At 70.4% G+C, this 22,307-nt stretch carries 23 protein-coding genes, 1 rRNA gene and 1 riboswitch; of the genes, 4 read left to right on the plus strand and 20 right to left on the minus strand.

The features are described from left to right. A 16S ribosomal RNA gene (locus JMJ56_RS06935) occupies positions 1-75 on the minus strand; the annotation flags it as partial. A gap of 496 nt (positions 76-571) precedes the next feature. Between JMJ56_RS06935 and JMJ56_RS06940 the strand changes: the two genes are divergently transcribed. Further along, complete coding sequence (locus JMJ56_RS06940) at positions 572-1,798, plus strand: M23 family metallopeptidase (RefSeq protein WP_202830906.1); 1,227 nt, start codon at positions 572-574, stop codon at positions 1,796-1,798. Positions 1,799-1,801: 3 nt separating this feature from the next. Here JMJ56_RS06940 and JMJ56_RS06945 read toward each other — a convergent pair whose 3' ends face one another. Continuing rightward, positions 1,802-2,074, minus strand: a complete 273-nt coding sequence (locus tag JMJ56_RS06945; protein WP_328702332.1) for a cytochrome o ubiquinol oxidase subunit IV — start codon at positions 2,072-2,074, stop codon at positions 1,802-1,804. Positions 2,075-2,337: 263 nt separating this feature from the next. Then, positions 2,338-4,926 carry an ATP-dependent chaperone ClpB gene (clpB, locus tag JMJ56_RS06950; protein ID WP_202830908.1) on the minus strand — a complete coding sequence of 863 codons (2,589 nt, stop codon included), beginning with the start codon at positions 4,924-4,926 and terminating at the stop codon, positions 2,338-2,340. Between the two features lie 124 nt (positions 4,927-5,050). On the opposite strand from clpB, the gene JMJ56_RS06955 reads away from it, so the two are divergent. Beyond that, complete coding sequence (locus tag JMJ56_RS06955) at positions 5,051-5,821, plus strand: MOSC domain-containing protein (RefSeq protein WP_202830909.1); 771 nt, start codon at positions 5,051-5,053, stop codon at positions 5,819-5,821. A gap of 186 nt (positions 5,822-6,007) precedes the next feature. Here JMJ56_RS06955 and JMJ56_RS06960 read toward each other — a convergent pair whose 3' ends face one another. The 6 genes from JMJ56_RS06960 to hisS all read right to left on the minus strand — a co-directional run bounded on the left by JMJ56_RS06960 (position 6,008) and on the right by hisS (position 12,549). Then, entirely contained in the window at positions 6,008-6,481 is a 474-nt protein-coding gene (locus JMJ56_RS06960) for a VOC family protein (protein WP_202830910.1), read from the minus strand. Positions 6,482-6,582: 101 nt separating this feature from the next. Then, positions 6,583-8,400, minus strand: a complete 1,818-nt coding sequence (thiC, locus tag JMJ56_RS06965; RefSeq protein WP_202830911.1) for a phosphomethylpyrimidine synthase ThiC — start codon at positions 8,398-8,400, stop codon at positions 6,583-6,585. A 67-nt stretch (positions 8,401-8,467) separates the two neighbouring features. Beyond that, positions 8,468-8,576, minus strand: a riboswitch (TPP riboswitch). Between the two features lie 39 nt (positions 8,577-8,615). After that, complete coding sequence (locus tag JMJ56_RS06970) at positions 8,616-9,140, minus strand: DUF4167 domain-containing protein (protein ID WP_202830912.1); 525 nt, start codon at positions 9,138-9,140, stop codon at positions 8,616-8,618. A gap of 243 nt (positions 9,141-9,383) precedes the next feature. Next, a complete protein-coding gene (prmC, locus tag JMJ56_RS06975; RefSeq protein ID WP_202830913.1) occupies positions 9,384-10,253 on the minus strand; it encodes a peptide chain release factor N(5)-glutamine methyltransferase in 870 nt (289 codons plus the stop codon). Continuing rightward, positions 10,250-11,305, minus strand: a complete 1,056-nt coding sequence (gene prfA / locus JMJ56_RS06980; RefSeq protein ID WP_202830914.1) for a peptide chain release factor 1 — start codon at positions 11,303-11,305, stop codon at positions 10,250-10,252. Before prfA ends, prmC begins: the two co-directional genes overlap by 4 nt. Next, positions 11,302-12,549 carry a histidine--tRNA ligase gene (gene hisS / locus JMJ56_RS06985; protein ID WP_202830915.1) on the minus strand — a complete coding sequence of 416 codons (1,248 nt, stop codon included), beginning with the start codon at positions 12,547-12,549 and terminating at the stop codon, positions 11,302-11,304. Before hisS ends, prfA begins: the two co-directional genes overlap by 4 nt. 129 nt (positions 12,550-12,678) lie before the next feature. Here hisS and JMJ56_RS06990 point away from each other — a divergent pair, with 129 nt between their 5' ends. Beyond that, entirely contained in the window at positions 12,679-13,266 is a 588-nt protein-coding gene (locus tag JMJ56_RS06990) for a DUF4142 domain-containing protein (RefSeq protein ID WP_202830916.1), read from the plus strand. Positions 13,267-13,289: 23 nt separating this feature from the next. On the opposite strand, the gene JMJ56_RS06995 is transcribed toward JMJ56_RS06990, so the two are convergent. The 5 genes from JMJ56_RS06995 to JMJ56_RS07015 all read right to left on the minus strand — a co-directional run bounded on the left by JMJ56_RS06995 (position 13,290) and on the right by JMJ56_RS07015 (position 17,907). Continuing rightward, a complete protein-coding gene (locus tag JMJ56_RS06995; RefSeq protein ID WP_202830917.1) occupies positions 13,290-13,442 on the minus strand; it encodes a hypothetical protein in 153 nt (50 codons plus the stop codon). Positions 13,443-13,444: 2 nt separating this feature from the next. Next, positions 13,445-14,575: a flavodoxin-dependent (E)-4-hydroxy-3-methylbut-2-enyl-diphosphate synthase gene (gene ispG / locus JMJ56_RS07000; protein ID WP_202830918.1), complete on the minus strand. Its 1,131-nt coding sequence runs from the start codon at positions 14,573-14,575 to the stop codon at positions 13,445-13,447. A 73-nt stretch (positions 14,576-14,648) separates the two neighbouring features. Beyond that, positions 14,649-15,545: a helix-turn-helix domain-containing protein gene (locus JMJ56_RS07005; RefSeq protein ID WP_202830919.1), complete on the minus strand. Its 897-nt coding sequence runs from the start codon at positions 15,543-15,545 to the stop codon at positions 14,649-14,651. Between the two features lie 101 nt (positions 15,546-15,646). After that, positions 15,647-16,684, minus strand: coding sequence for an NAD(P)H-dependent flavin oxidoreductase (locus JMJ56_RS07010; protein WP_202830920.1), 1,038 nt, complete (start codon positions 16,682-16,684; stop codon positions 15,647-15,649). Next, positions 16,684-17,907, minus strand: a complete 1,224-nt coding sequence (locus JMJ56_RS07015) for an aspartate kinase (protein WP_202830921.1) — start codon at positions 17,905-17,907, stop codon at positions 16,684-16,686. Before JMJ56_RS07015 ends, JMJ56_RS07010 begins: the two co-directional genes overlap by 1 nt. A gap of 108 nt (positions 17,908-18,015) precedes the next feature. Between JMJ56_RS07015 and ubiG the strand changes: the two genes are divergently transcribed. Beyond that, positions 18,016-18,708, plus strand: a complete 693-nt coding sequence (gene ubiG, locus JMJ56_RS07020) for a bifunctional 2-polyprenyl-6-hydroxyphenol methylase/3-demethylubiquinol 3-O-methyltransferase UbiG (RefSeq protein ID WP_202830922.1) — start codon at positions 18,016-18,018, stop codon at positions 18,706-18,708. Between the two features lie 3 nt (positions 18,709-18,711). On the opposite strand, the gene JMJ56_RS07025 is transcribed toward ubiG, so the two are convergent. The 6 genes from JMJ56_RS07025 to JMJ56_RS07045 all read right to left on the minus strand — a co-directional run bounded on the left by JMJ56_RS07025 (position 18,712) and on the right by JMJ56_RS07045 (position 22,198). Continuing rightward, positions 18,712-19,176 (minus strand): DUF1178 family protein, encoded by a 465-nt coding sequence (locus JMJ56_RS07025; RefSeq protein ID WP_202830923.1) that lies wholly within the window; start codon positions 19,174-19,176, stop codon positions 18,712-18,714. A gap of 98 nt (positions 19,177-19,274) precedes the next feature. Continuing rightward, positions 19,275-19,532: a glutaredoxin 3 gene (gene grxC, locus JMJ56_RS07030; RefSeq protein WP_202830924.1), complete on the minus strand. Its 258-nt coding sequence runs from the start codon at positions 19,530-19,532 to the stop codon at positions 19,275-19,277. A 31-nt stretch (positions 19,533-19,563) separates the two neighbouring features. After that, a complete protein-coding gene (locus JMJ56_RS07035; RefSeq protein WP_202830925.1) occupies positions 19,564-19,797 on the minus strand; it encodes a hypothetical protein in 234 nt (77 codons plus the stop codon). A 62-nt stretch (positions 19,798-19,859) separates the two neighbouring features. Then, complete coding sequence (locus JMJ56_RS35235) at positions 19,860-20,276, minus strand: ComF family protein (RefSeq protein WP_328702296.1); 417 nt, start codon at positions 20,274-20,276, stop codon at positions 19,860-19,862. Positions 20,277-20,447: 171 nt separating this feature from the next. Then, positions 20,448-20,615 carry a double zinc ribbon domain-containing protein gene (locus tag JMJ56_RS35240; RefSeq protein WP_328702297.1) on the minus strand — a complete coding sequence of 56 codons (168 nt, stop codon included), beginning with the start codon at positions 20,613-20,615 and terminating at the stop codon, positions 20,448-20,450. Then, a complete protein-coding gene (locus JMJ56_RS07045) occupies positions 20,612-22,198 on the minus strand; it encodes a rhodanese-like domain-containing protein (protein WP_202830926.1) in 1,587 nt (528 codons plus the stop codon). Before JMJ56_RS07045 ends, JMJ56_RS35240 begins: the two co-directional genes overlap by 4 nt. Positions 22,199-22,307: the final 109 nt, after the last annotated feature.

Below are 22,307 nucleotides of genomic sequence, written 5' to 3' on the forward strand. Positions count from 1 at the left end.
AAGCCCCCGTGCGACTTGCATGTGTTAAGCATTCCGCCAGCGTTCGCTCTGAGCCAGGATCAAACTCTCAGGTTCATACACCAGCTTCACAGCCAGCATACATAACCCAATGCCAAACCTAGCCCCAACCAAACCCAACGCTCACCAGCCATCCCCCCACCATAAACCCAAGGGAATAACCGTAAGCACACATCATCTAATACGCGCTTCCAAAACCAGATGCAGATGTAAAAGAACAAAACTCCCTCGCGGCCGTCTTCAGGCTTTCGCCTGAAGCTTCAGCCGGCGATGCACCCTGCCGGGTTAGGAGAACCGCCTCATCAGCGGGGCGCTTAACTTAGTGACCAGCGTCACTAGCGTCAAGCCCCTCTTTCTCAGCGGCCCGGCGATCGTCGTTGCCGTCGTCGTCGGGAGGCGGCTTCTAGGCCCCTCGTCCGGGCCTGTCAAAGCCCTTTTTTCGAAAATCGTCATACGCTTGAGCTCGTCACGCAGGCGGACACGTCAACCCGTTGACTTTACTTATTTTTCCCTCAAAGGGTTTCGCCATATTTCAGCCCTTGGGAGGGGTTTCATGCTGCACCGCATCGCGCGCCCGGCGCGCTGGCTACCCTGTCTCGTCATTCTGCTAGCCAGCCCCGCCGCAGCTCCGGCCCAGCCAGACCCACCGAAACCCACCTCCTTCGCCCAGACCGAAGCGGTCCGCGTCCTCGTCGCCAGGCCGGGCGATACCCTCGCCCAGCTCCTCGCCGGCGCCGGGGTCGAGCCGGAGGAGGCACGCCCGGCGATAAGCGCGCTCGCCCCGATCTTCCCGCCCCGCCGCCTCCGGCCTGGCCATGAGGTCATCCTCCGCCAGGACCCAAGCCGTGACGACGCCCTTACCGCCCTCATCCTCGATGCCGCGCCGGGCCGCACCGTCACCGTCACCCGCACCCCTTCCGGCTGGCAGGCCGTCGAAGAGGAAGCGACGCGCCATCGCCACCTGGTCTATGCCGAAGGACAGGTGAGCGGCGCGCTGCTGCAGGATCTCGAGGCAGCGGGACTGCCCCCGGCGCTCAGCCTCAACCTCGTGCGCATGCTCGGCCATGCCGTCGACTTCCAACGCGAATTGCAGCCGGGCGACGGATTCACCGTCCTATTCGAGCGCTTCCGCGACGCCGAAGGCGGCCTGCTACGCGACGGCGACGTGCTGCATGCCGGGTTTCGCATGTCCACCCGCCACCTCTCGCTCTGGCGGCAGGAGACGGCGAGCGGGCCCGAATGGTTCGACGAGACCGGGCGCAGCCTTCGCCGCAACTTCCTCCGCACGCCGCTCGATGGCGCGCGCATCTCCTCCGGCTTCGGCCAGCGGCGGCATCCGGTCCTCGGCTTTACCCGCATGCATCAGGGGATCGACTTCGCCGCGCCGCACGGCACGCCGGTGCTGGCCGCGGCCGAGGGCGTCGTCGAGCGCATCGGCTTCGTCAGCGGCTACGGCAAGCTGATCGAGCTGCGCCACCCGGACGGCTCGATGACACGCTATGCCCATCTCTCGGCCTTCGCCCGCGGGCTGAAGCTTGGCACCGGCGTCGGCCAGGCGGAAGTGATCGGCCGCGTCGGCTCCAGCGGCCTCGCCACTGGGCCGCACCTGCACTACGAGATCGTGGAGAACGGCCGGTCGGTCGATCCCGCCATCGCCCGGCCTGCGGCTACGGTACAACTCGCCGACGCGGAGCTTGAGGCCTTCCAGCGCACGCGCCGGGCGATCCTCGCACAGATCGCGCATCTCGACCCGATGCAGGAGGTCGCCTGGGCCGAGTGAAGCCTACATCGGCCTCATGTCGTGGTTCAGGTGGTTCATGATCCAGACGGAGCCGGCGATTACGAAGAAGACGATGAACATGCCGAAGGCCGACCCCATGACATTGTCGGTGTTGTGCGGCGCCGTTGCGACGTGCAGGAAGAAGACGAGGTGGATGCCGATCTGAGCGATGGCGAGCACCACCAGCGCCACAGGCAGGCCGGGACCGTAGATGAATGTCATCCCGGCCAAGCCCAAGGAGCAGACGGCCAGCAACACCGCCAGCCCGAAGCCGATGAGCTAGCTGGTGATCCCCTTGGCGACCCCGCCCAAGCTGGCGGCCTTGTCGTACGGCCAGGCCTGCCGGGCGACGCGGCGCTCAGGGTGGAGCGAGCCACCGCTGCAGGCGACGAGCGACAGCATCAAGACAAGGCCGGCGAGGCGCCAGCGTGGAATCACGTCTCGCCTTTCGCTTCAGCGATGACGTTGCTGCACCCCGAGGGGCTGCGATGCCAGCCTCATGAGGAGGGGCGGGAAAGCCATGCTCTCCCGCCCTTCGGCTAGGCTGCAGCGGCCAGGGGTTGCTGGCTTACCAGCAGGCCGTCGGTGCCCGCCGTGACGGTCAGCTTCTCGCCATCATGGATACGGCCCTCCAGCAGCAGGTTGGCCAGCTGATCCTGCAGGTTCCGCTGGATCACCCGCTTCAGCGGCCGGGCGCCGTAGGCGGGGTCGTAGCCGGCCTCGGCCAGCCACTCGCGCGCCTTGTCGTCCAGCGCCAGGGCGATCTTGCGATCCTCCAGCAGCCGGCGAAGACCCGCGAGCTGGATGTCGACGATGGAGGCCATGTCGCTCCGCGCTAGGCGCCGGAACAGCACGATCTCGTCCAGCCGGTTGAGGAATTCCGGCCGGAAGCGCTCCCGCACCGCCCGCATCACCGCCGGCCGCGCCGCCTCGATATCGGCGGTTTCCGGCAGCTCGGCGATGGCCTGGCTGCCGAGATTGCTGGTCAGCACGATGATGGTGTTGCGGAAATCCACCGTCCGACCCTGGCCATCCGTCAGCCGCCCATCGTCGAGCACCTGGAGCAGGATGTTGAAGACATCCTCATGCGCCTTCTCGACCTCGTCGAAGAGGATGACCTGATAGGGCCGCCGCCGGATCGCCTCGGTCAGCGCGCCGCCCTCGTCATAGCCGACATAGCCCGGAGGGGCGCCGACCAGCCGGGATACGGCGTGCTTCTCCATGTACTCGGACATATCGATGCGCGTCATCGCCCGCTCGTCGTCGAAGAGGAAGGCGGCGAGCGACTTCACCAGCTCCGTTTTGCCGACGCCCGTGGGGCCGAGGAAGAGGAAGCTGCCGATCGGCCGGTTCGGGTCCTGCAAGCCGGCCCGGGCCCGGCGGACGGCCTTGCTGACCGCCTCCAGCGCCTCCGGCTGGCCGACCACGCGCTCGCGCAGCTTGTCCTCCATCTTGAGGAGCTTGGCGCGCTCGCCCTCCAGCATCTTCTCGACCGGGATGCCGGTCCAGCGGCTGACGACGCCGGCGATGCCCTCCTCCGTGACGGCCTCGTTCACCAGCCGCGCATCGCCGTCGCCGGTCGCGGCGAGCTGCTTCTCGAGCGTCGGGATGGTGCCATAGAGCAGCTCGGACGCCTTCGCCAGGTCGCCGCGGCGCTGGGCCAGCTCGACCTCGGTGCGGGCGCGGTCCAGCTCCTCCTTCAGCTTCTGGCTCTCGACGACCTTGCCCTTCTCCGCCTCCCAGCGCTGCGTCATCTGGCGCGAGCGCTCCTCGAGATCAGCGAGCTCCTTCTCGAGCTTGACCAAGCGGTCGCGGGAGGGGGCATCCTCCTCCTTGCGCAGCGCCTCGCGCTCGATCTTGAGGCGCATCAGGTCGCGGTCGATCGCGTCCAGCTCCTCCGGCTTGCTGTCGACCTGCATGCGCAGGCGGGAGGCCGCCTCGTCCACCAGGTCGATCGCCTTGTCGGGCAGGAAGCGATCGGTGATGTAGCGGTTGGAGAGGGTCGCGGCCGCCACCAGCGCGCCGTCCGTGATGCGGACGCCGTGGTGCAGCTCGTACTTCTCCTTGATGCCGCGCAGGATGCTGACCGTATCCTCGACGCTCGGCTCGCCGACGAAGACGGGCTGGAAGCGCCGCGCCAGCGCCGCGTCCTTCTCGACATGCTTGCGGTACTCGTCGAGCGTCGTCGCGCCGATGCAGTGCAGCTCGCCGCGGGCCAGCGCCGGCTTCAGCAGATTGGAGGCGTCCATCGCGCCATCCGCCTTGCCGGCGCCGACCAGGGTGTGCATCTCGTCGATGAAGAGGATGATTTCGCCGGCGGCCTGCTCGACCTCCGACAGCACGCCCTTGAGGCGCTCCTCGAATTCGCCGCGGTACTTGGCGCCGGCGACCATGGCGCCGAGGTCGAGCGCCATGACGCGCTTCGACTTCAGGGCCTCGGGCACGTCACCCTTGACGATCCGCAGAGCGAGGCCCTCGACGATGGCGGTCTTGCCGACGCCGGGCTCGCCGATCAGCACCGGGTTGTTCTTGGTGCGGCGGGCGAGGACCTGGATGGCGCGGCGGATCTCCTCGTCGCGGCCGATGACCGGGTCGAGCTTGCCCTCGCGCGCGGCCTCGGTGATGTCGCGGGCGTACTTCTTCAACGCGTCGAAGCTCTGCTCGGCGTTCTGGCTGTCCACCTTGCGGCCCTTGCGGAGGTCGGTGACGGCGGCCTCCAGGCGCTGGGCATCGGCCCCGGCCCCCTTGAGGATGCGGCCGGCGGTGCCGTCGCTGGCCGCGAGCGCAACCAGAAGGCGGTCCTGCGCGACGTATTCGTCGCCGGCCCGCTGCGCCTGCTGCTGAGCGGCGTCGAGCACGCGGACGATGTCCGGCGTGAACTGGGGCTGGCCGGCGCCGCCACCGGTGACCTTCGGCTGGCGCCCGATCTCGAGATCGACGGCCTGCTTCGCCCGGGCGGGGTCGCCGCCGGCGGCGCGGATCAGCCCGGCGGCTGCGCCCTGCTCATCGTCGAGCAGCGCCTTGAGCAGATGCTCCGCCGTGACGCGCTGGTGGTATTCGCGAATGGCGATGGTCTGTGCGGCCTGCAGGAAGCCGCGGGACCGTTCGGTGAATTTCTCGATGTCCATGCTGTTTGTCCCTCATTGAGGCGACGGGTTCCACCGCCCCTCAAGAGGCGACGGCAGCACCAGTTCGCCATAGGATGTGGTAATTCGCCTTGCGCAGGGTCAAGGGGCGGGAGAATTTATTCCGATGCGCGTCGAACATATCTACCGTTACCCGGTGAAGGGCCTCACCGCCGAGGCGATGGAGGAAGTCACCCTCCGCGAGGGCGAGTGCCTGCCGCATGATCGGCGCTTCGCGCTCGCTCAGGGGGATGCGCCATTCGACCCGATGGCGCCGACCTGGCTGCAGAAGCGGCATTTCGGCTGCCTGATGGCGAATGCCCGGCTGGCGCTGCTGCACAGCGCCTTCGACCCCCGCAGCGGGCAGTTGCTGATCCGCCCGCCGGAGGGCGCGCCCTTCCTCGGCGATACGCGGAGCGAGGCGGGACGGGCGGAGATCGCCGCCTTCCTCGCCGCCTTCATGGGCGAGGAGGCGCGCGGGGTGCCGCGCTTCGTCGAGGCGCCGGGGCATAACTTCACCGACGTGGCGGCGAAGTGCATCTCCATCATCAGCCTGGCCAGCCTCGCCGCGCTGGAGGCGGCGGCCGGGATGCGGCTCGACCCGCTGCGGTTCCGGGCGAATGTCTATGTCTCGGGCGGCGCCCCTTGGGCGGATTTCGGCCTGCTCGGGCAGGAGATCCAGCTCGGCGGGGCACGGCTCCGGGTGTTCAAGCGGATCGTCCGTTGCCCGGCGACGGAGGTGAACCCGGAGACGGCGGAGCGGGATGCGAAGCCGCCCAAGGTGCTGCGGGAGGCCTTCGGCCATGCCGATCTCGGCGTCTATGCCGAGGTGATCGAGGGCGGGCGGCTGGCGGTGGGGGATGCGCTGGAGCCGTTGCAGGGGGAGCTGCTGCATTAGGCCCGCTTCAAACCCTCAACCGGTTGAAGCGGGCCGCAGCGGGGGCGTTGTTTTCCCTGGGGATTGGCGGAAGTTTGAGGATTTGAAGGGTTGAGGAGGCATCCGGACCCTTCGGACGCGGCCTGCTGTTGGCTTTTATTCCTATAAATCCGAACTCATAACGATGCAAGCACAGGCGGCTGGGGATCAGCCTTGGCGCGCCGCCTCGATCGCGGCGACGTCGATCTTCCGCATGGTCATCATGGCCTCGAAGGCGCGCCTTGCTTCCTCGCCGCCAGCGGCGATCGCCTCGGTCAGGATGCGCGGGGTGATCTGCCAGGAGATGCCCCAGCGGTCCTTGCACCAGCCGCACGCGCTTTCCTGCCCGCCATGGCCGACGATGGCATTCCAGTAGCGGTCGGTCTCCTCCTGGTCGTCCGTGGCGATCTGGAAGGAGAAGGCTTCGTTATGCCTGAACGCCGGGCCCCCGTTCAGGCCGAGGCAGGGGATGCCAGCGACGGTGAACTCCACCGTCAGCACATCGCCCTTCCTGCCGCTCGGGTAGTCGCTGGGGGCGTGGTGCACCGCGCCCACCGAACTGTCGGGAAAGGTCGCGGCGTAGAAGCGGGCGGCCGCCTCGGCGTCCTTGTCGAACCAGAGGCAGATGGTGTTCTTCGACATCGCCTTCCCTCCCGTTGCGGCCCCAATGCCCTAGCGCCGTTCCGCCCCCAGCATAGGATGCCCGGCCGGGGAGGATACCGCCTCCCCGGCCTTTTCGGCAGCTAGCGCGCCACAGGCGGCAGGTAGATTTCGCCGCCATTGCCGCGGAAGCGCTCCGACATCTCCTCCATGCCCTGCTGCGCCGCCTCGCGGACCTCCTGGCTGATCTTCATCGAGCAGAATTTCGGGCCGCACATGGAACAGAAATGGGCGAGCTTGGCCCCTTCGGCCGGGAGGGTCTGATCGTGGAAGCGCTCCGCCGTCTCCGGGTCAAGGCCGAGGTTGAACTGGTCGCGCCAGCGGAACTCGAAGCGGGCGCGGCTGAGGGCATCGTCGCGGAGCTTGGCCGCCGGATGGCCCTTGGCGAGGTCAGCGGCGTGGGCGGCGATCTTGTAGGTGATGACGCCGGTCTTCACGTCGTCCCGGTCGGGCAGGCCGAGATGCTCCTTCGGCGTGACGTAGCAGAGCATGGCGCAGCCGAACCAGCCGATCATCGCCGCGCCGATGCCGCTGGTGATGTGGTCATAGCCCGGGGCGATGTCGGTCGTCAGCGGGCCGAGCGTGTAGAAGGGCGCCTCGCCGCAGACCTCGAGCTGCTTGGTCATGTTGACCTGGATCTTGTGCATCGGCACGTGGCCGGGGCCTTCGATCATCACCTGCACGTCGCGGGCCCAGGCGAGCTTGGTCAGCTCGCCGAGGGTCTCCAGCTCGGCGAATTGCGCGGCGTCGTTGGCGTCGGCGATGGAACCGGGGCGGAGGCCGTCGCCGAGCGAGAAGCTGACGTCATAGGCCCGCATGATGTCGCAGATCTCGGCGAAATGCGTGTAGAGGAAATTCTCCTGGTGATGCGCCAGGCACCACTTCGCCATGATCGAGCCGCCGCGGGAGACGATGCCGGTGACGCGCTTGGCCGTCAGCGGGATGTAGGCCAGGCGGACGCCGGCATGGATGGTGAAGTAGTCGACGCCCTGCTCGGCCTGCTCGATCAGCGTGTCGCGGAAGATCTCCCAGGTGAGGTCCTCCGCCTTGCCGCCGACCTTCTCCAGCGCCTGGTAGATGGGCACGGTGCCGATGGGGACGGGCGAGTTGCGGATGATCCACTCGCGCGTCGTGTGGATGTTCCGGCCCGTCGAGAGGTCCATCACCGTGTCGCCGCCCCAGCGGATAGCCCAGACGAGCTTGTCCACCTCCTGCGCGACGGAGGAGGCGACGGCGCTGTTGCCGATATTGGCGTTGATCTTCACCAGGAAGTTGCGGCCGATCGCCATCGGCTCCGATTCCGGGTGGTTGATGTTGGCGGGGATGATGGCGCGGCCGCGGGCGACCTCGTCGCGGACGAACTCCGCCGTGACGTAGTCGGGGATGGCGGCGCCGAAGCTCTCGCCGTCGCGCTCGGCGGCCTCGCGCAGGCGGGCGCGGCCCAGATTCTCCCGGATGGCGACATATTCCATCTCCGGCGTGACGATGCCGGCGCGGGCATAGGCGAGCTGGGTGGGGGCCGCACCGGCGCGGGCGCGGAGCGGCTGGCGCTGGCCGCGGTCGAAGACGGGAACGCGGCGGGCCTCGCCGGGCTTCAGCCCGTCATCCTCGGGCTTGGGGTCGCGGCCGGGATAGGCCTCGACATCGCCGCGGGCCTCGATCCAGCCGGCGCGGAGGGCGGGGAGGCCGCGGCGGATATCGGCCTGGTAGGTCGTGTCCGTATAGGGGCCGGAGGTGTCGTAGACGCGGAGCGGCGGCTCGTTGGCCGAGGGGTCAAGCGCGATCTCGCGCATCGCCACCCGGATGTCGGGGTGGTGGGTGCCGGCGATGTGGATCTTGCGCGAGGCCGGCAGAGGGCCGGTGGTGACCTCGAGGGTCTCGGTGGGGAAGATATCGGGCATTCTTGGACCTCCTGATTGGGAGATCCGGGTGGTGTGACGTGCGGGGGCGGGCATGACCCTTGGGGGCGCTGCCCGCTTGTTCCGTTCCCTACGCCGGCATGACCCGGATCAGGTTCGAAGGGTCACGGCGGCAACGCCGTATCTCAGCCCCTGCTGGGGCCCCCCTTGGAACATCCAGGAGCCTGAGGCCGGCGCCCTGCCCTGTCAACGTGAAGTCAGAGCTGCTCGCGCTCGCGGAGGCCGGGCTGGGGCTGAGGCTCGTCCTCGTCCTGGTCGCCCTCGGCAGTGTGGCCGTTCGCGGGCTGGTTGCCATAAGGCTGGCCATTCTGGGTATGTCCGTTGAGCTCGGGCTGCTGATCGCCCTGGCCCTGGCCTTCACCCTCGCCGCCATCCGTGCCGTTCTGGTAACGGCGGGGCTGCTGCTGGCCGCCCTGCTGCTGCTGGACCTGATTCATGGCGTTGATGATGCGGAAATAGTGCTCCGCATGCTGGAAATAGCTCTCGGCCATCACCCTGTCGCCCGAGCCGGTCGCATCGCGGCCGAGCTGGAGGTACTTCTCGAAGAGCTGCTGCGCGGTGCCGCGCAGGCGCATGTCCGGGCCGTTGGAGTCGAAGACGTGGTTCCGGCTCATCGGCTGGTGGGAGGCCGGGCGGTATTGTCCGCCACCGCCACCACCGCCGCCGCCCCCGCCGCCTCCACCATGCCGGTGGCTGCGACCGCGAATCCGTTTCATGTTCATCGGTATTGCGTCTGCCGTCTCGCAGCTTGACCGCCCCGTCCGTGCCCGGCTGTCGGGTCGGATCGGCTGTGGCGGTCGATGTGGTTCAAAGCGCCGCGGACGCCATGTTTGCCAGGGCTGTCCCACGGATCGGAGCCTGCGCAGCGTGGGACATGCCCGCCGGCTCACGAAGGCCTGCGCTCAAGCTAGTCGCTGCCGGGCCCGGCGCCAAACTGTTTTTTTGCAGCGCCGCGCAAGAAAGGGTCATTCCGCGGCGATGATCAGGGCGCGGTCGATGCCGCCGAGGTCGGCGTGGCAGCCGATGGGGGCGAGGCCGGCGGCACGGGCCAGGGACTCGACGGCCGGGCGCTGGCCCTGGCCGAGCTCCAGCACAGCCCGGCCGCCGGGGGCGAGCAGGCCGGGCAGGATGGCGGCGAGGTGGCGGTAGGCCGCGAGGCCATCGGCACCGCCATCGAGGGCGGAGGCGGGCTCGTGCCGGGCGACATCGGGCATCAGGCCGGGAATCGCATCCGTCTCGATATAGGGCGGGTTGGAGAGGATCAGGTCGAAGCGGGCGGCGAGCGGCGCGGCCCAGTCGGCGGCAAGGAAACGGGCCCGCCCGGCGAGGCCGAGGCGGCGGGCGTTCTCCGCAGCCAGGGCGGCGGCATCCGGGATGCGGTCGGTGCCGGTTCCGATGGCGGCGGGGTACTCCGTGAGGGTTGCCAGCAGCAGGCAGCCGGTACCGGTGCCGAGGTCGAGCAGGCGGAGGGGGGCGGCGCGGTCGGGGAAGGCGTCGAGGGCGGCCTCGACCAGGCTCTCCGAATCCGGGCGGGGGATCAGGGTCGCGGGGGAGACGCGGAAGGGGAGCGACCAGAACTCGGCCTCGCCGAGGAGGTGGGCGATGGGTGCGTGGTCGAGGCGGCGGCGAAGCAGGGTGGCGAAGCGGGCAGCGGCCTCGGGGGGGACGGGGGCGCGGGGGTCGCGCAGCAGATCCTCCTCCCGGCAGGCGAGGCTGTGGGCGAGGAGGAGGCGGGCCTCCTGCCTGGGCGCCTCGATGGCGGCGGCGCGGAGGGCCTGGCCGGCGCGGCAGAGGAAGAAGCCGACCGTCCCCGTCGGGTCGGCGCAGGCGCTCATTCGCCCTCGGCCGCGAGCCGGGCCGCCTCGTCCTCCTGGGTCAGGGCATCGATGATCTCGTCGAAATCACCGAGCATGACCTTGTCGATCTTGTGCAGCGTCAGGCCGATGCGGTGGTCCGTCACCCGGCCCTGAGGGAAGTTGTAGGTGCGGATGCGCTCGCTGCGGTCGCCGGTGCCGACCTGGCTCTTGCGGTCGGCGGCCCGGCCCTCGCTGAGGCGGGCGCGCTGGGCCTCGTAGATGCGGGCGCGCAGCACCTTCATCGCCTTGGCGCGATTCTTGTGCTGGCTGCGCTCCTCCTGCATCGCCACCACCGTGCCCGTCGGGATGTGGGTGATGCGGACGGCACTGTCGGTCTTGTTGACGTGCTGGCCGCCGGCGCCGCTCGCCCGGTAGGTGTCGATGCGGAGGTCGCTCTCGTTGATCTGCACGTCGACCTCCTCGGCCTCCGGCATGATGGCGACCGTCACCGTGGAGGTGTGGATGCGCCCCTGCGTCTCGGTGGCCGGCACGCGCTGGACGCGGTGGACGCCGCTCTCGTACTTGAAGCGGGCGAAGACGCCGGTGCCGGCGATCTCGGCCACGGCGCCCTTCACGCCGCCCAGCTCGCCCTCGTCATACTCCAGCACCTCGAAGCGCCAGCGGCGGCTCTCGGCATAGCGCTGGTAGGCGCGAAACAGCTCGGCGGCGAAGAGGGCGGCCTCGTCGCCGCCGGCGGCGGGGCGGATCTCGAGGATGGCGCTGCGCTCGTCGGCGCTGTCCTTCGGCAGGAGCATGAGGCGGACCTCGCGCTCCAGCCGCGGCACGGCCTCCTTCTGGGCGAGGTACTCGTCCTCGGCCAGCTCGCGCAGCTCGGGGTCGCCGAGCATGGCCTCGGCCTCGTCGCGGGCGCGGATGGCGGCGCGGAGGGCCTCGACCCGCTCGACCAGCGGCTCCAGCTCGGACAGTTCCTTGGAGAGGGCGCCGAACTGGCTGCCATCGGCGGTGGCGAGGAGGTGGCGGACCTCCTCGGCGCGGGTCAGGACGCGGTCGAGCTTGTCGGAAATGCTCATGCGAGGCGGCCGGGGATCTCCGCCAGCGGGACCGTCTCCTGCGTGCCGGCGTCGAGGTCGCGGAGCTGGGCGGTGCCCTGCGCCAGCTCCTCCTCGCCGAGGATGACGGCGGCGCGGGCGGATTGGCGGTTGGCGCGCTCCATGCGGCGCTTCAAGTTGCCCTTGTAGGCGATTTCGGCCGTGATGCCGGCTCGGCGAAGGCTTTGCAGCAGGTGCAGGGCCTGGGCCTCGGCGGCATCGCCCACCGGAATCACGGCGACGGGGCGCGGCGCGGGCGGGGTGAGGTCCATGGCTTCCAGCAGCAGGGCGAGGCGGTCCACGCCGGCGGCCCAACCGACCGAAGGGGTGGGCGGGCCGCCCATCTCCTCGACCAGCCCGTTGTAGCGGCCACCACCCATCACCGTGCCCTGGGCGCCGAGCCGCTCGGTGACGAATTCGAAGGCGGTGTGGCTGTAGTAGTCGAGGCCACGCACGATCCGCGGGTTGATGCGGAAGGGCACGCCGAAGGCTGCGAGGTGGCGCTGCACGGCGTCGAAGAAGGCGGCGGCCTCGGGCGTTAGGTGGTCGAAGATGGTGGGGGCGTCGGCGATGATGGCGCGGTCGCCGGCATCCTTGCTGTCGAGGATGCGCAAGGGGTTGCGCTCCAGCCGCATGCGGCTGTCGGCGGAGAGCCGGTCCTGGTGGGCGGTGAAGTAGGCGACCAGCGCGGCGCGGTAGGCGTCGCGGCTCGGGGCGTCGCCGAGGGTGTTGATCTCGAGGACCGTGCCCTCGGTGATGCCGAGCGCCTGCTGGATGTGCCAGCCGCAGGCGATGACCTCGGCATCGGCCAGCGGCTCGGCGGCGCCGAGGATCTCGATGCCGATCTGGGTGAACTGGCGGTACCGGCCTTTCTGCGGCCGCTCGTAGCGGAACATCGGGCCGGCGTAGAAGACCTTGCGGGGCAGGTTCGCCTGGGTAAGCCCGTTACTAACCAGGGCGCGGCAGACGCCGGCGGTGTTCTCGGGCCGGAGGGTGACGCTCTCGCCGCCGCGGTCTTCGAAGCTGTACATCTCCTTCGAGACGACATCCGAGGTGTCGCCGAGGCCGCGGGCGAAGACGCGGGTATCCTCGAAGATGGGCGTCGCCCATTCCTCGAAGCCGTAGAGCGTGGCGATCCGGCGCGCGGCCTCGATGACGTGGTGATGGCGGCGGAACTCATCGCCGATCAGGTCACGGGTGCCGCGGGCGGGTTGCAGGGGGGTCATGGGATGCCGGATAGCCCTCCGCCCGGTCCAGGGCAAGCGATCCGGGGCAAGCGACGCAACGGAACGGCGCCGGTTCTCAGGCGCTGTTACATCGCCCGCTCGCGGGATCCCACGGTAAGGAGACGCAGGATGAGACAATGGCTCTGGTCGGCGGCGCTGATGCCCGCCCTGCTCATGGGCTGCGCCCAGACCCAGCAGGCGGCGGACACCACCGTTGCCGCGGCGAAGGCGCAGGTGAACCCGACCCTCTCCACCACTGATGCCGGGTTCATGACGACGGCGACCCGCGGCGGCATCGCCGAGGTGCAGATGGGCCGGCTGGCCCAGCAACGCGGAAGCTCCCCGGCGGTGCGGCGCCTCGGCGAGCGGATGGTGGCGGACCATACCCGCGTCAACCAGGAGATGCTGACCCTCGCCCAGCAGAAGCAGATCACCCCACCGGACAGCATGGGCGCCCAGCACCAGGCGATGTACGACCGGCTGGCCGGGATGCGCGGCCGGGCCTTCGACCGGGCCTTCGCCCAGGCGATGGTCGCGGATCACCAGGAGGATGTGGAGGCCTTCCAGACCGAGGCACGGGACGGCACCGACCCGGATGTGAAGGCCTTCGCCCAGCGCCACCTGCCGCTGCTGCAGGAGCATCTGCAGGCGGCGCAGCGGCTGGAAGGGACGCGGACCAGCGCGCGGGGCGCCACCCACAGCCACAGCCACCGCTGAAGTACCTCAGGACCGCTTGCCGCTCAGCGCGGCAGGCGGTCCGCCAGGGTAATGGCGAGAAAGAGTACGAGCTCCGCCAGCAGCATCCAGCCGAGGCCGCGAAGGTCGCGGGGCGCAGCCTCCTCCCGCGGCTTCAGCCGGCCGAGCAGCAGGGCGGAGAAGCCGAGGCCGTTCACCGCTATTCCGCCGCGAGCGCAGCCTTCTCGGCCGCGTCCGCGGCCTTGATCGCCTCGACCCGGCGCTCCACCAGCTCGACCAAGTGGTCGACCATGGCCGCCTCGTCGATGGTGTGGTCGGTCTTGCCGGAGGCGTAGATCATGTGCCGGCCGGCGCCGCCGCCGGTCAGGCCGATATCGGTCATCAGCGCCTCGCCGGGGCCGTTCACCACGCAGCCGATGATCGAGAGCGTCACCGGCGTCTCGATATGGGCCAGCCGCTCCTCCAGCGTCTCCACCGTCTTGATGACGTTGAAGCCCTGCCGGGCGCAGGAGGGGCAGGAGATGATCTTCACGCCGCGATGCCGCAGCCCGAGGGACTTCAGCATCTCCCAGCCGACATGCACCTCCTCCTCCGGTTCCGCCGAGAGCGAGACGCGGAGGGTGTCGCCGATGCCGGACCAGAGCAGGTTGCCGAGGCCGATGGAGCTTTTCACCGTGCCGGTGCGCTTGCCGCCCGCCTCGGTGATGCCGATGTGCAGCGGGTGGTCGCAGACCTCGGCCAGCTGCTGGTAGGCGGCGACGGCCAGGAAGACGTCGGAGGCCTTCACGCTGATCTTGAACTCGTGGAAGTCGTTGTCCTGCAGGTGGGCGGCGTGCCAGAGCGCGCTCTCGACCAGCGCCTCCGGGTTGGGCTCGCCGTACTTGTCGAGCAGGTGCTTCTCGAGCGAGCCGCCGTTGACGCCGATGCGGATCGAGCAGCCGTAGTCGCGGGCGGCCTTCACCACCTCCTTCACCCGCTCGGGGCTGCCGATGTTACCCGGGTTGATGCGGAGGCAGGCGGCGCCCGCCTTTGCCGCCTCGATGGCGCGGCGGTAGTGGAAGTGGATGTCGGCGACGATCGGGACATTCACCTCGCGCACGATCTCATGCAGCGCGGCGGTGCTCTCCGGCGTCGGGCAGGAGACGCGGACGATGTCGACGCCCGCCACCTCGGCCCGGCGGATCTGGGCGATGGTCGCCGCGGCATCCTCGGTCGGGGTGTTGGTCATGGTCTGGACGGTGATCGGGGCGTCGCCGCCGACCGGCACCTTGCCCACCATGATCTGGCGCGACTTGCGCCGGGTGATCATCTGGTACGGGCGATAGCTCATGCGGTGAAATCCCGTTTGGGTCCTGGCGGGCAATATGGCAGCGCGGGCGGCGATGCCCAAGCCGCCTGGCGGATCATTGCGCTGGGCGTGGCGCGACGGCCTGGGGCGGCTGGCCGGATTTCAGCCGCTCCGGCTCCAGCAGCAGGTCGCGGCGGACGGGCTGGGCGCCACCGAGCGCCGGCACCGGCTGGCCATCCACCAGGATGTCGAGCCCGCCGGCATTGCCGGTGCTGAAGAGCAGGCCCTCGCGCGGCGGGACGGCATAGGTCTCGCCCGGGCGGAGGACACGGTTGAGGATCACCGTGCCGGTGCCGCGGTCGCGGAGCTGGATCCAGCTTTCCGACCTGGCACGGATGAGGATGCGACCCTCGGGCGCGGCGGCCGGGGCTGCGGGCGGGGCTGCGGCGGGGGCCAGGGGGGGCACCGGCGCCGCCTGCGCGGTCGTCGGCGAGGGGGCGGGCGGTGCCATCGGCGAGGGCGGCGGCGCGGCGAGGCTGGGCGCCGGCTCCAGCCGGGCGGCCTGCTCGATGCGGGGCGGGACCGGGGCGACGGCATCCACCGTGCGGTCACCGCTGCCGGACCATTGGTACCAGCCGATATAGGCGCCGACCGCGAGCACGGCGCCGCCCAGGATCACCGCGCCGGCAGGCAGGCCGCGCTCCGGCACCGGCTCGGGGAAGACGAGGTCGGTCTTGCGCTGTACCACCGGGCCGCTGGCCTCGCGGAAGCGGCGGACGACCTCGTCCTCGTCGAGGCCAAGGGCGCGGGCATAGGTGCGGACGAAACCGACGGCATAGGCAGGGGCCGGCAGGTCGCGCACGCGGCCCTCCTCCAGCGCCACCAGATAGGGGCGGCGGATGCGAAGCGAGGCGGCGATGTCATCGACGGAAAGGCCGAGGGCGAAGCGGGCGTCGCGCAACTCCTCGCCAAGCCGGGCGGCCTCGCCGGCGGTGGGTTCGGGGCGTTTCATGGTGTCCAGCACGTCGCCGGGATTTAGACCCTGGCCAGCCCTGCGGCAAACCGAATCGCATCCTCGGTTGCGCATGTCATGCGCCCGTCACCCGCTGCGGCTCAACCTCCCCGTCGGGCGAGGGCGGCGGCGGCCTGGCCGATCAGCTCGGCGATGATCTCGGCCGCCGGGGCCTCGCGGTCCACCATGCCGACGGACTGGCCGGCCATCAGGCTGCCATTCTCCACATCGCCGTCGACCACGGCGCGGCGGAGGGCGCCGGCCCAGAAATGCTCGATCTCGAGCTGGGCCGCGTCCTTCGCCAGCTCGCCGGACTGGAAGCGCGCCAGCACCTCGGCTTGGTGGGCCATGAAGCGCTTGGTCCCGGCATTGGTGAGCGCGCGCACCGGGATGACGGGGAAGCGCTCGTCGATCTGCAGGGTCGGCACGGCGTCGCGGGCGGCGCCGCGGATGAAGGCGCGCTTGAACAGCGGATGGGCGACGCATTCGGTCGCGCAGACGAAGCGGGTGCCGAGCTGCGCGCCGGCGGCGCCCATTTCCAGGTAGGAGAGCATGGCCTCGCCGCGGCCGATGCCCCCCGCCACGAAGATCGGCACCTGGTTGGCCATGGCGGGCAGGATCTCCTGCGCTAGGACGTTGAGCGAGACCGGACCGATATGGCCACCGGCCTCGGAGCCTTCGATCACCAGGGTATCGGCGCCGGAGCGGACCAGCTTCTTCGCTAGGGCGAGGGCCGGGGCGAAGCAGACGACCTTGGCGCCGCCCTCCTTCGCCCGCTTGATCGCCGAGCCAGGCGGGATGCCGCCGGCGAAGACGATATGCCCGACCTTCGCCTCCAGGCAGGTCTCGACCAGCGCGTCGAGGCGCGGGTGCATGGTGATGAGGTTCACGCCGAAGGGGCGGCGGGTCAGCGCCTGGGTGCCGGCGATCTCCTGGGCCAGCCGGTCGGGCTCCATCGCCCCGCAGGCGATGACGCCGAAGGCGCCGGCATTGGAGAGGGCGGCGACGAGATTGCGCTCGCTGACCCAGGACATGGCGCCGCCGAGGATGGCGTAGCGGCTGCCGAGGAAGGCGGCGCCGCGCTCCATCAACCGGTCGAGCGCGGCCATGCCCGGCGCGAGGGGGGTGATGCCGTCCATCAGCCGGGGCCGTCCAGGCCATAGGCGGTGTGGAGGGCGCGCACCGCGAGCTCGGTGTAGTCGGCGCCGACCAGGACGCTCACCTTGATCTCGCTGGTGGAAATGACCTGGATGTTGATGCCCTTCTCGGCCAGGGCGCCGAACATGGTGTTGGCGACACCCGCATGGCTGCGCATGCCGACGCCGACGACGCTGATCTTGGCGACGTTCGGGTCGGCGACCAGGCTTTCGAAGCCCATCTCGGCCCGGGCCTTCTCCAGCACGTCCTGGGCGCGGGCGAGGTCGGCCTTGCCGACGGTGAAGGTCATGTCGGTGGTGCTGTCGGCGCCGATGTTCTGGACGATCATGTCCACGTTGACGTTCGCCTTCGCCAAGGTGCCGAAGACATTGGCGGCGACGCCCGGCCGGTCCGGCACGCGCCTGAGCGTCACCTTGGCGTCGTCACGGGAATAGGCGATGCCGCTTACGACCGGCTGTTCCACGATCTCGTCCTCATCCACCACCAGGGAACCTGGCTTGTCCTCGAAACTGGAGAGCACCTGCACCCGCACGCGCTGCTTCATCGCCAGCTCGACTGAGCGGGTCTGCAGCACCTTGGCACCCACCGAGGCAAGTTCCAGCATCTCCTCGTAGGAAATGCGCTCTAGCTTGCGGGCGCGGGGGACGATGCGGGGGTCGGTGGTGTAGATGCCGTCGACATCGGTGTAGATATCGCAACGGTCGGCCTTCACCGCGGCGGCGATGGCGACGGCCGAGAGGTCGGAGCCGCCGCGGCCGAGGGTCGTGACGCGGTTTCGCACCGGCTCCAGCCCCTGGAAGCCGGCGATGACGGGCACCTGCCCGCCCTGCATCCGCTCGATCAGGAGCGAGCCCTCGATGCTCTCGACGCGGGCCTTGCCATGGGCGGCATCGGTGAGGATCGGCACCTGCCAGCCCTGCCAGGACCGGGCATCGACGCCGATGGTCTGCAGCGCGATGGCCAGCAGGCCGATGGTCACCTGCTCGCCGGTGGCGACGACCGTGTCGTATTCGCGGGCGTCATGCAGCGGCGACAGCTCCTGGCACCATTTGACGAGTTGGTTCGTCACGCCGGACATGGCGGAGACCACCACGGCGACCTCGTTCCCCGCCTCCACCTCGCGCTGGACGCGGCGGGCGACGTTGCGGATACGGTCGAGATCGGCGACGGAAGTGCCGCCGAACTTCATCACGATGCGGGCCATGGCGGGGCGTCTGGGTCCGAATTAGGGCCGTGGCGGCAGTTGCGGCCACGGGAAAGGCGGCACAGATACCGATCCGGCCTTCGGGCCGCAACCGGAAGAGGAGCGCGTATGCCGGGACCCGGAACCGCGATCGGCGCGGAGATCGCCAAATTCGACCGGCTGGCGGCCGAATGGTGGGACCCGAAGGGGCCGATGGCGCCGCTGCATGCGATGAACCCGGCGCGGATGGGCTGGATCGTCCAGCGGCTGGGCGGGATGCTCGATGGGCTGCGGGTGCTGGATGTCGGCTGCGGGGCGGGGCTCGCCAGCGAAGCCCTGGCGCGGGCCGGAGCGCGGGTGACGGGGCTGGATGCCGCCGCCAGCGCGCTCGGGGCGGCCAGGGCGCATGCAGCGAGCCAAGGTCTCGCAATCGACTACCGGGAGGGGATGCCGGAGACGCTGGAGGCCGGCGGCTTCGACGCCGTCATCGCCCTCGAGGTGATCGAGCATGTGGCGGACCGGGTGGAGTTCTGCCGGCAGCTTGCGCGGCTGGTGAAGCCCGGCGGGCCGGTCTTCCTCTCGACGCTGAACCGGACGCCGCGCTCCTTCCTGATGGCAAAGCTCGGGGCGGAATACCTGCTGCGGCTGCTGCCGGTGGGCACGCATGACTGGCGGATGTTCGTGCGGCCGGCGGAGCTCGGCGCCGACCTCCGGGCGGCGGGGTTGCGCGTCGCGGACATCACCGGGCTGACGATGGGGCCGGGTGGCAGCTGGCGGACCAGCCGCGACGTGGGCGTCAACTACATGGTGATGGCGCGGTAGAGGCTAATCCGCCAGCGGCACCCAGGGGATGCGGGCGACCTCGACGCCCTCGTCCCGCAGCGCCTCGGCATCGGCATCCGAGGCTTCGCCGTAGATGGCGGTGCGCTCGCTCTCGCCGCGATGGAGCTTGCGGGCCTCCTCGGCGAAGTCGCGGCCGACATAGTCGGCGCGCTTCTCGATCTCGGAACGGACGCGCTGGAGAAAGGCGACCATCTGTGCCGGGATGGGTGGCGGCGGAGCTGCGGGGGCGGGCGCCGGAGCCTCGGCGACGGGGGCCGGGGCCTCTTTCGCGCGGCTGCGGCCCTTCTTCGGGATGGCCGGGGCCATCAGACGCTTGCTGACATCCTTCGAGCCGCAGACCGGGCATTCGACGAAGCCGGCCTTTGATTGGGCAGCGAAGGCCTCGCTGTCCTTGAACCAGCTGTCGAAGTCATGCCCGGCGCCGCAGCGCAGATCGTAGTGGATCATTCCCCGCTCTTCCCTGGGCCCGGATCGGGCCGCAACCGGCCTGCAATATAGCCTGGCAGTTGAGCAATTCGAGTGCCAGACCCTTGCGCCGGCGGAATTCAGGCGACGAGCAGCGGGTCCAGCCTGCCGGAGCGGTCAAGGGCGGAGAGCTCGTCCGAACCGCCGACAGCCCGCCCGTCGATGAAGATCTGCGGCACGGTGGTGCGGCCGCCGGAGCGGGCGATAGCGTCCTTCCGGGCCTGAGAGCCGGTGGGGGCGTCGATTTCCTCGAACGCCACGCCCTTCCTGCCGAGAAGCGCCTTGGCGCGGTCGCAGTAGGGGCAGAACGGGATGGTGTAGATTTCGACCTTGGGCATAGCATGGAGCTTGGCACCCGACCCATGCGGATCAAGGGCCGGGGAGGATCGCGAGGCTGAGCAGGATCGCCGCCGGGGCGAAGACCAGGGCGAGGGCGAAATGGCGGAGCGCATGCTCCTCCTCCGCACTGCGGCCGGAGCGTGATGGCCCTGCGGCGGGGTGGGGCGGCTCGGGCGGCGCCGGCGCCGGGGTGCGACGGCTGAGAATGGGCTCCGCCGGCGGGGGCGGGATGGTGAAGGGGTCGGGCTCGGGGGTTTCGGGCATCCTGCCGCATCCGTCCGTACTGGCTGACGCGGGCAGTCTCGCCGATCCCCATTAAGGCGAGGTTATTGTGGGACCGGAATCCTCGGATCGGGCACGCGGGCGGCGGCCAGCACATCGACCGCGGCGGCGCCGGCCGCCAGCAGGATCGCCGCGCAGGCATCGGCGGTGGCGCCGGAGGTGAGGATGTCGTCCACCAACAGCACGCGGCGGCCCGGGATGCGCGAGGCGGCGCGGCGGCCGAGGGCGAAGGCGCCCCGCAAGGCCTCCTCGCGCTCGGCGGCGCCCAGCTCGCCGAGCGGGATGGTGCGGCGGATGCGGCGGAGCAGGCGCGGGGCGTAGGGCTTGCGGGCCTGCCGGGCGAGGCGGGCAGCCAGCAGCCCGGCCTGGTTGTAACGCCGGGCGAATTGACGGCGCCAGTGCAGGGGCACCGGGGCGATGAGGTCGGCGCGGGCCAGCAGTGGGGCGCCGGCCCGGGCCATCTGCCGGGCGAGGAAGCCGGCATATTCCGTGCGGTCGGCATATTTGAAGGGCAGCAGCAGGCGCTGGGCGGCGGCGTCGTAGCGCAGGGCGGCGCGGGCGGCGGCGAAGCCGGGCGGGCGTTCCTCGCAGCCAGGGCAGAGCGGGGCGGCTTCGGCGAGCGGGATGCCGCCCTAGGGGACGCCACAATGCGGGCAGAGCGGCTCCGTCAGGAAGGCAAGGCCGCCATGGCAGGCCTCGCAAAGCGTGCCCTGCTCGCCGACCTCCGCCTCGCAGGTGAGGCAGTGGGGCGGCAGCAGGGCATCCAGGACCCGGATGCCGAGGCGGGCGAGGCCGCTCACATCCGGCCGAAGCGGGCGTCGCCGTCGCGGGCGACCTCGTGGATCAGGTCGATCTCCCAGGACAGGTACTCGTGCATCGCCGCCTCGACGCCCTCGTTGCGGTCATAGGGGCGGAGATAGGTGTCGATGCAGTCGGCATCCTCCGGCGTGCGGCGATCGGCCGCGAAGGGCAGCCCGGCCTCGCGCCAGCCGGCGAGGCCGCCCGCGAGCAGCCGCACCGGGGCCGCGACCAGCGCCTGCAATTCGGGAATGGCCAGGCGGGCGATGGCCTCTTCCGGTGCCGTGACCACCACCGGGCGGCCAGCGGCGAGGCGGGGGGCGAGCGCGGCGAGGCGGGTGCGGACGCCCCAGAGCGCGCCCGGGATATGCGCCTCGCGGAAGTCGATGGAGCGGGAGAGCTGGACGACCTGGGCGCCGCCTTCGGCCAGCAGGGCCGAGAGCCCGGCAGGAGTGACGGCCTCCGCCTGGATGGCATCGGCCTCGGGGCAGGCGGGGCGCCAGGGGCCGGTCTTGAGCGGGCCGGCGAGACCGTCCTCCAGCACCAGGACTTTCCACTGGCCGAGCTGGCGGAGCCAGCCGCCGGCCATGCGGGCACGGACGCCGGTATCGTCGACGAGGATGATGCGGGCGCCGCGGACGGCGACCCATTGGTCGGTCGCCTGGACCAGCTGGCCGCCGGGGGCGCTGCGGCTGCCGGCGAGGTGGCCGGCGGCGTATTCGGCCGGGTCGCGGACATCGAGGAGGTAGGTGGTGCGCGTGGTGTCGGCGAGCAGCCCTGGAAGGTCGGCGCGGCGGAGCGTCCTCACCCCCGAGCGCTCGGCGAAGGCGGTGGCGCGGGCGAGGGCTGCGGGCAGGCTTTCCGGCGTGCCGGGGCGATAGCTGTCGGTGCGGCCGGTCTCGCAGGCGAAGCCGGCCAGCTCCCAACCCATGGTGCCGTTCCGAAGTGCCATGACCTTGTTCGGCAGTCCGGCGCTGCGCAGGCTCTCGGCGCCCATGATGCTGCGGGTGCGGCCGGCGCAATTCACCACGATGGTGGTGGCGGGGTCGGGGGCGATGTCGCCGATGCGGTAGACCAGCTCGCCGCCCGGCACGTCGATGGCGCCGGGGATGGACATGCGGCGGAACTCGTCCATCGGGCGGCTGTCGAGGATGACCATGGGCTCGCCCGCCTCGCGCATCGCCTGCAGCTCAGCCGGGTCGATGGAGGGGGTGTGGTAGTGGTGCTCCACCCATTCGCCGAAGGCCTTGGAGGGCACGTTGACGCCGGAGAAGAGGACGTAGCCGGCGGCCTCCCAGGCCGGGGTGCCGCCCTCCATGACGGAGACGTCGGTGCAGCCGATGCCTTCGAGGTAGGCGGCGAGGCGCTCGGCCAGGCCGCCTTCGCCGCCATCGACGCAGGCGATGCGGGTGCCGGGGCGCGGCAGGATGGCGCGAGCCCGCAGCTCGGCGCGGGAGAGGCCGCAGGGATTGGCCCAGAACAGGTGGGAGCGGCCGAACTCGCCATCCTCCCGCGCATCGAGGATGGCCAGCTCCTGCCCGTCACCGATCCAGGATTTGAGGGTGGCGGGGGTGATCGTCCTCATGCGCGGCGTCCCATCTGTGATGGAGGCTTCGCCTCCACGGCGGCACCGGCCCGCTCCCCACCCGGCCGCCCCCTCGGGCATGCCGGTCGTGGGTGGCCGGGTGGGGGAG

The organism is Belnapia arida (assembly GCF_016773205.1).
Classification (GTDB): domain Bacteria; phylum Pseudomonadota; class Alphaproteobacteria; order Acetobacterales; family Acetobacteraceae; genus Belnapia; species Belnapia arida.

Coding starts and splice junctions, on each gene's coding strand:
- JMJ56_RS35235 (WP_328702296.1), bottom strand. CDS start 20,276: ATGGCCCGGGCCGGCGCCCCACTGCTGGCCCGCGCCGACCTCATCGCC.
- JMJ56_RS07015 (WP_202830921.1), bottom strand. CDS start 17,907: ATGGCCCGCATCGTGATGAAGTTCGGCGGCACTTCCGTCGCCGATCTC.
- grxC (WP_202830924.1), bottom strand. CDS start 19,532: ATGCCCAAGGTCGAAATCTACACCATCCCGTTCTGCCCCTACTGCGAC.
- JMJ56_RS06970 (WP_202830912.1), bottom strand. CDS start 9,140: ATGAACATGAAACGGATTCGCGGTCGCAGCCACCGGCATGGTGGAGGC.
- JMJ56_RS07035 (WP_202830925.1), bottom strand. CDS start 19,797: ATGCCCGAAACCCCCGAGCCCGACCCCTTCACCATCCCGCCCCCGCCG.
- ubiG (WP_202830922.1), top strand. CDS start 18,016: ATGCCGGGACCCGGAACCGCGATCGGCGCGGAGATCGCCAAATTCGAC.
- JMJ56_RS06955 (WP_202830909.1), top strand. CDS start 5,051: ATGCGCGTCGAACATATCTACCGTTACCCGGTGAAGGGCCTCACCGCC.
- ispG (WP_202830918.1), bottom strand. CDS start 14,575: ATGAGCTATCGCCCGTACCAGATGATCACCCGGCGCAAGTCGCGCCAG.
- JMJ56_RS07025 (WP_202830923.1), bottom strand. CDS start 19,176: ATGATCCACTACGATCTGCGCTGCGGCGCCGGGCATGACTTCGACAGC.
- prmC (WP_202830913.1), bottom strand. CDS start 10,253: ATGAGCGCCTGCGCCGACCCGACGGGGACGGTCGGCTTCTTCCTCTGC.
- JMJ56_RS06960 (WP_202830910.1), bottom strand. CDS start 6,481: ATGTCGAAGAACACCATCTGCCTCTGGTTCGACAAGGACGCCGAGGCG.
- JMJ56_RS06990 (WP_202830916.1), top strand. CDS start 12,679: ATGAGACAATGGCTCTGGTCGGCGGCGCTGATGCCCGCCCTGCTCATG.
- JMJ56_RS07005 (WP_202830919.1), bottom strand. CDS start 15,545: ATGAAACGCCCCGAACCCACCGCCGGCGAGGCCGCCCGGCTTGGCGAG.
- JMJ56_RS07010 (WP_202830920.1), bottom strand. CDS start 16,684: ATGGACGGCATCACCCCCCTCGCGCCGGGCATGGCCGCGCTCGACCGG.
- clpB (WP_202830908.1), bottom strand. CDS start 4,926: ATGGACATCGAGAAATTCACCGAACGGTCCCGCGGCTTCCTGCAGGCC.
- prfA (WP_202830914.1), bottom strand. CDS start 11,305: ATGAGCATTTCCGACAAGCTCGACCGCGTCCTGACCCGCGCCGAGGAG.
- hisS (WP_202830915.1), bottom strand. CDS start 12,549: ATGACCCCCCTGCAACCCGCCCGCGGCACCCGTGACCTGATCGGCGAT.
- JMJ56_RS06940 (WP_202830906.1), top strand. CDS start 572: ATGCTGCACCGCATCGCGCGCCCGGCGCGCTGGCTACCCTGTCTCGTC.
- thiC (WP_202830911.1), bottom strand. CDS start 8,400: ATGCCCGATATCTTCCCCACCGAGACCCTCGAGGTCACCACCGGCCCT.
- JMJ56_RS07045 (WP_202830926.1), bottom strand. CDS start 22,198: ATGAGGACGATCACCCCCGCCACCCTCAAATCCTGGATCGGTGACGGG.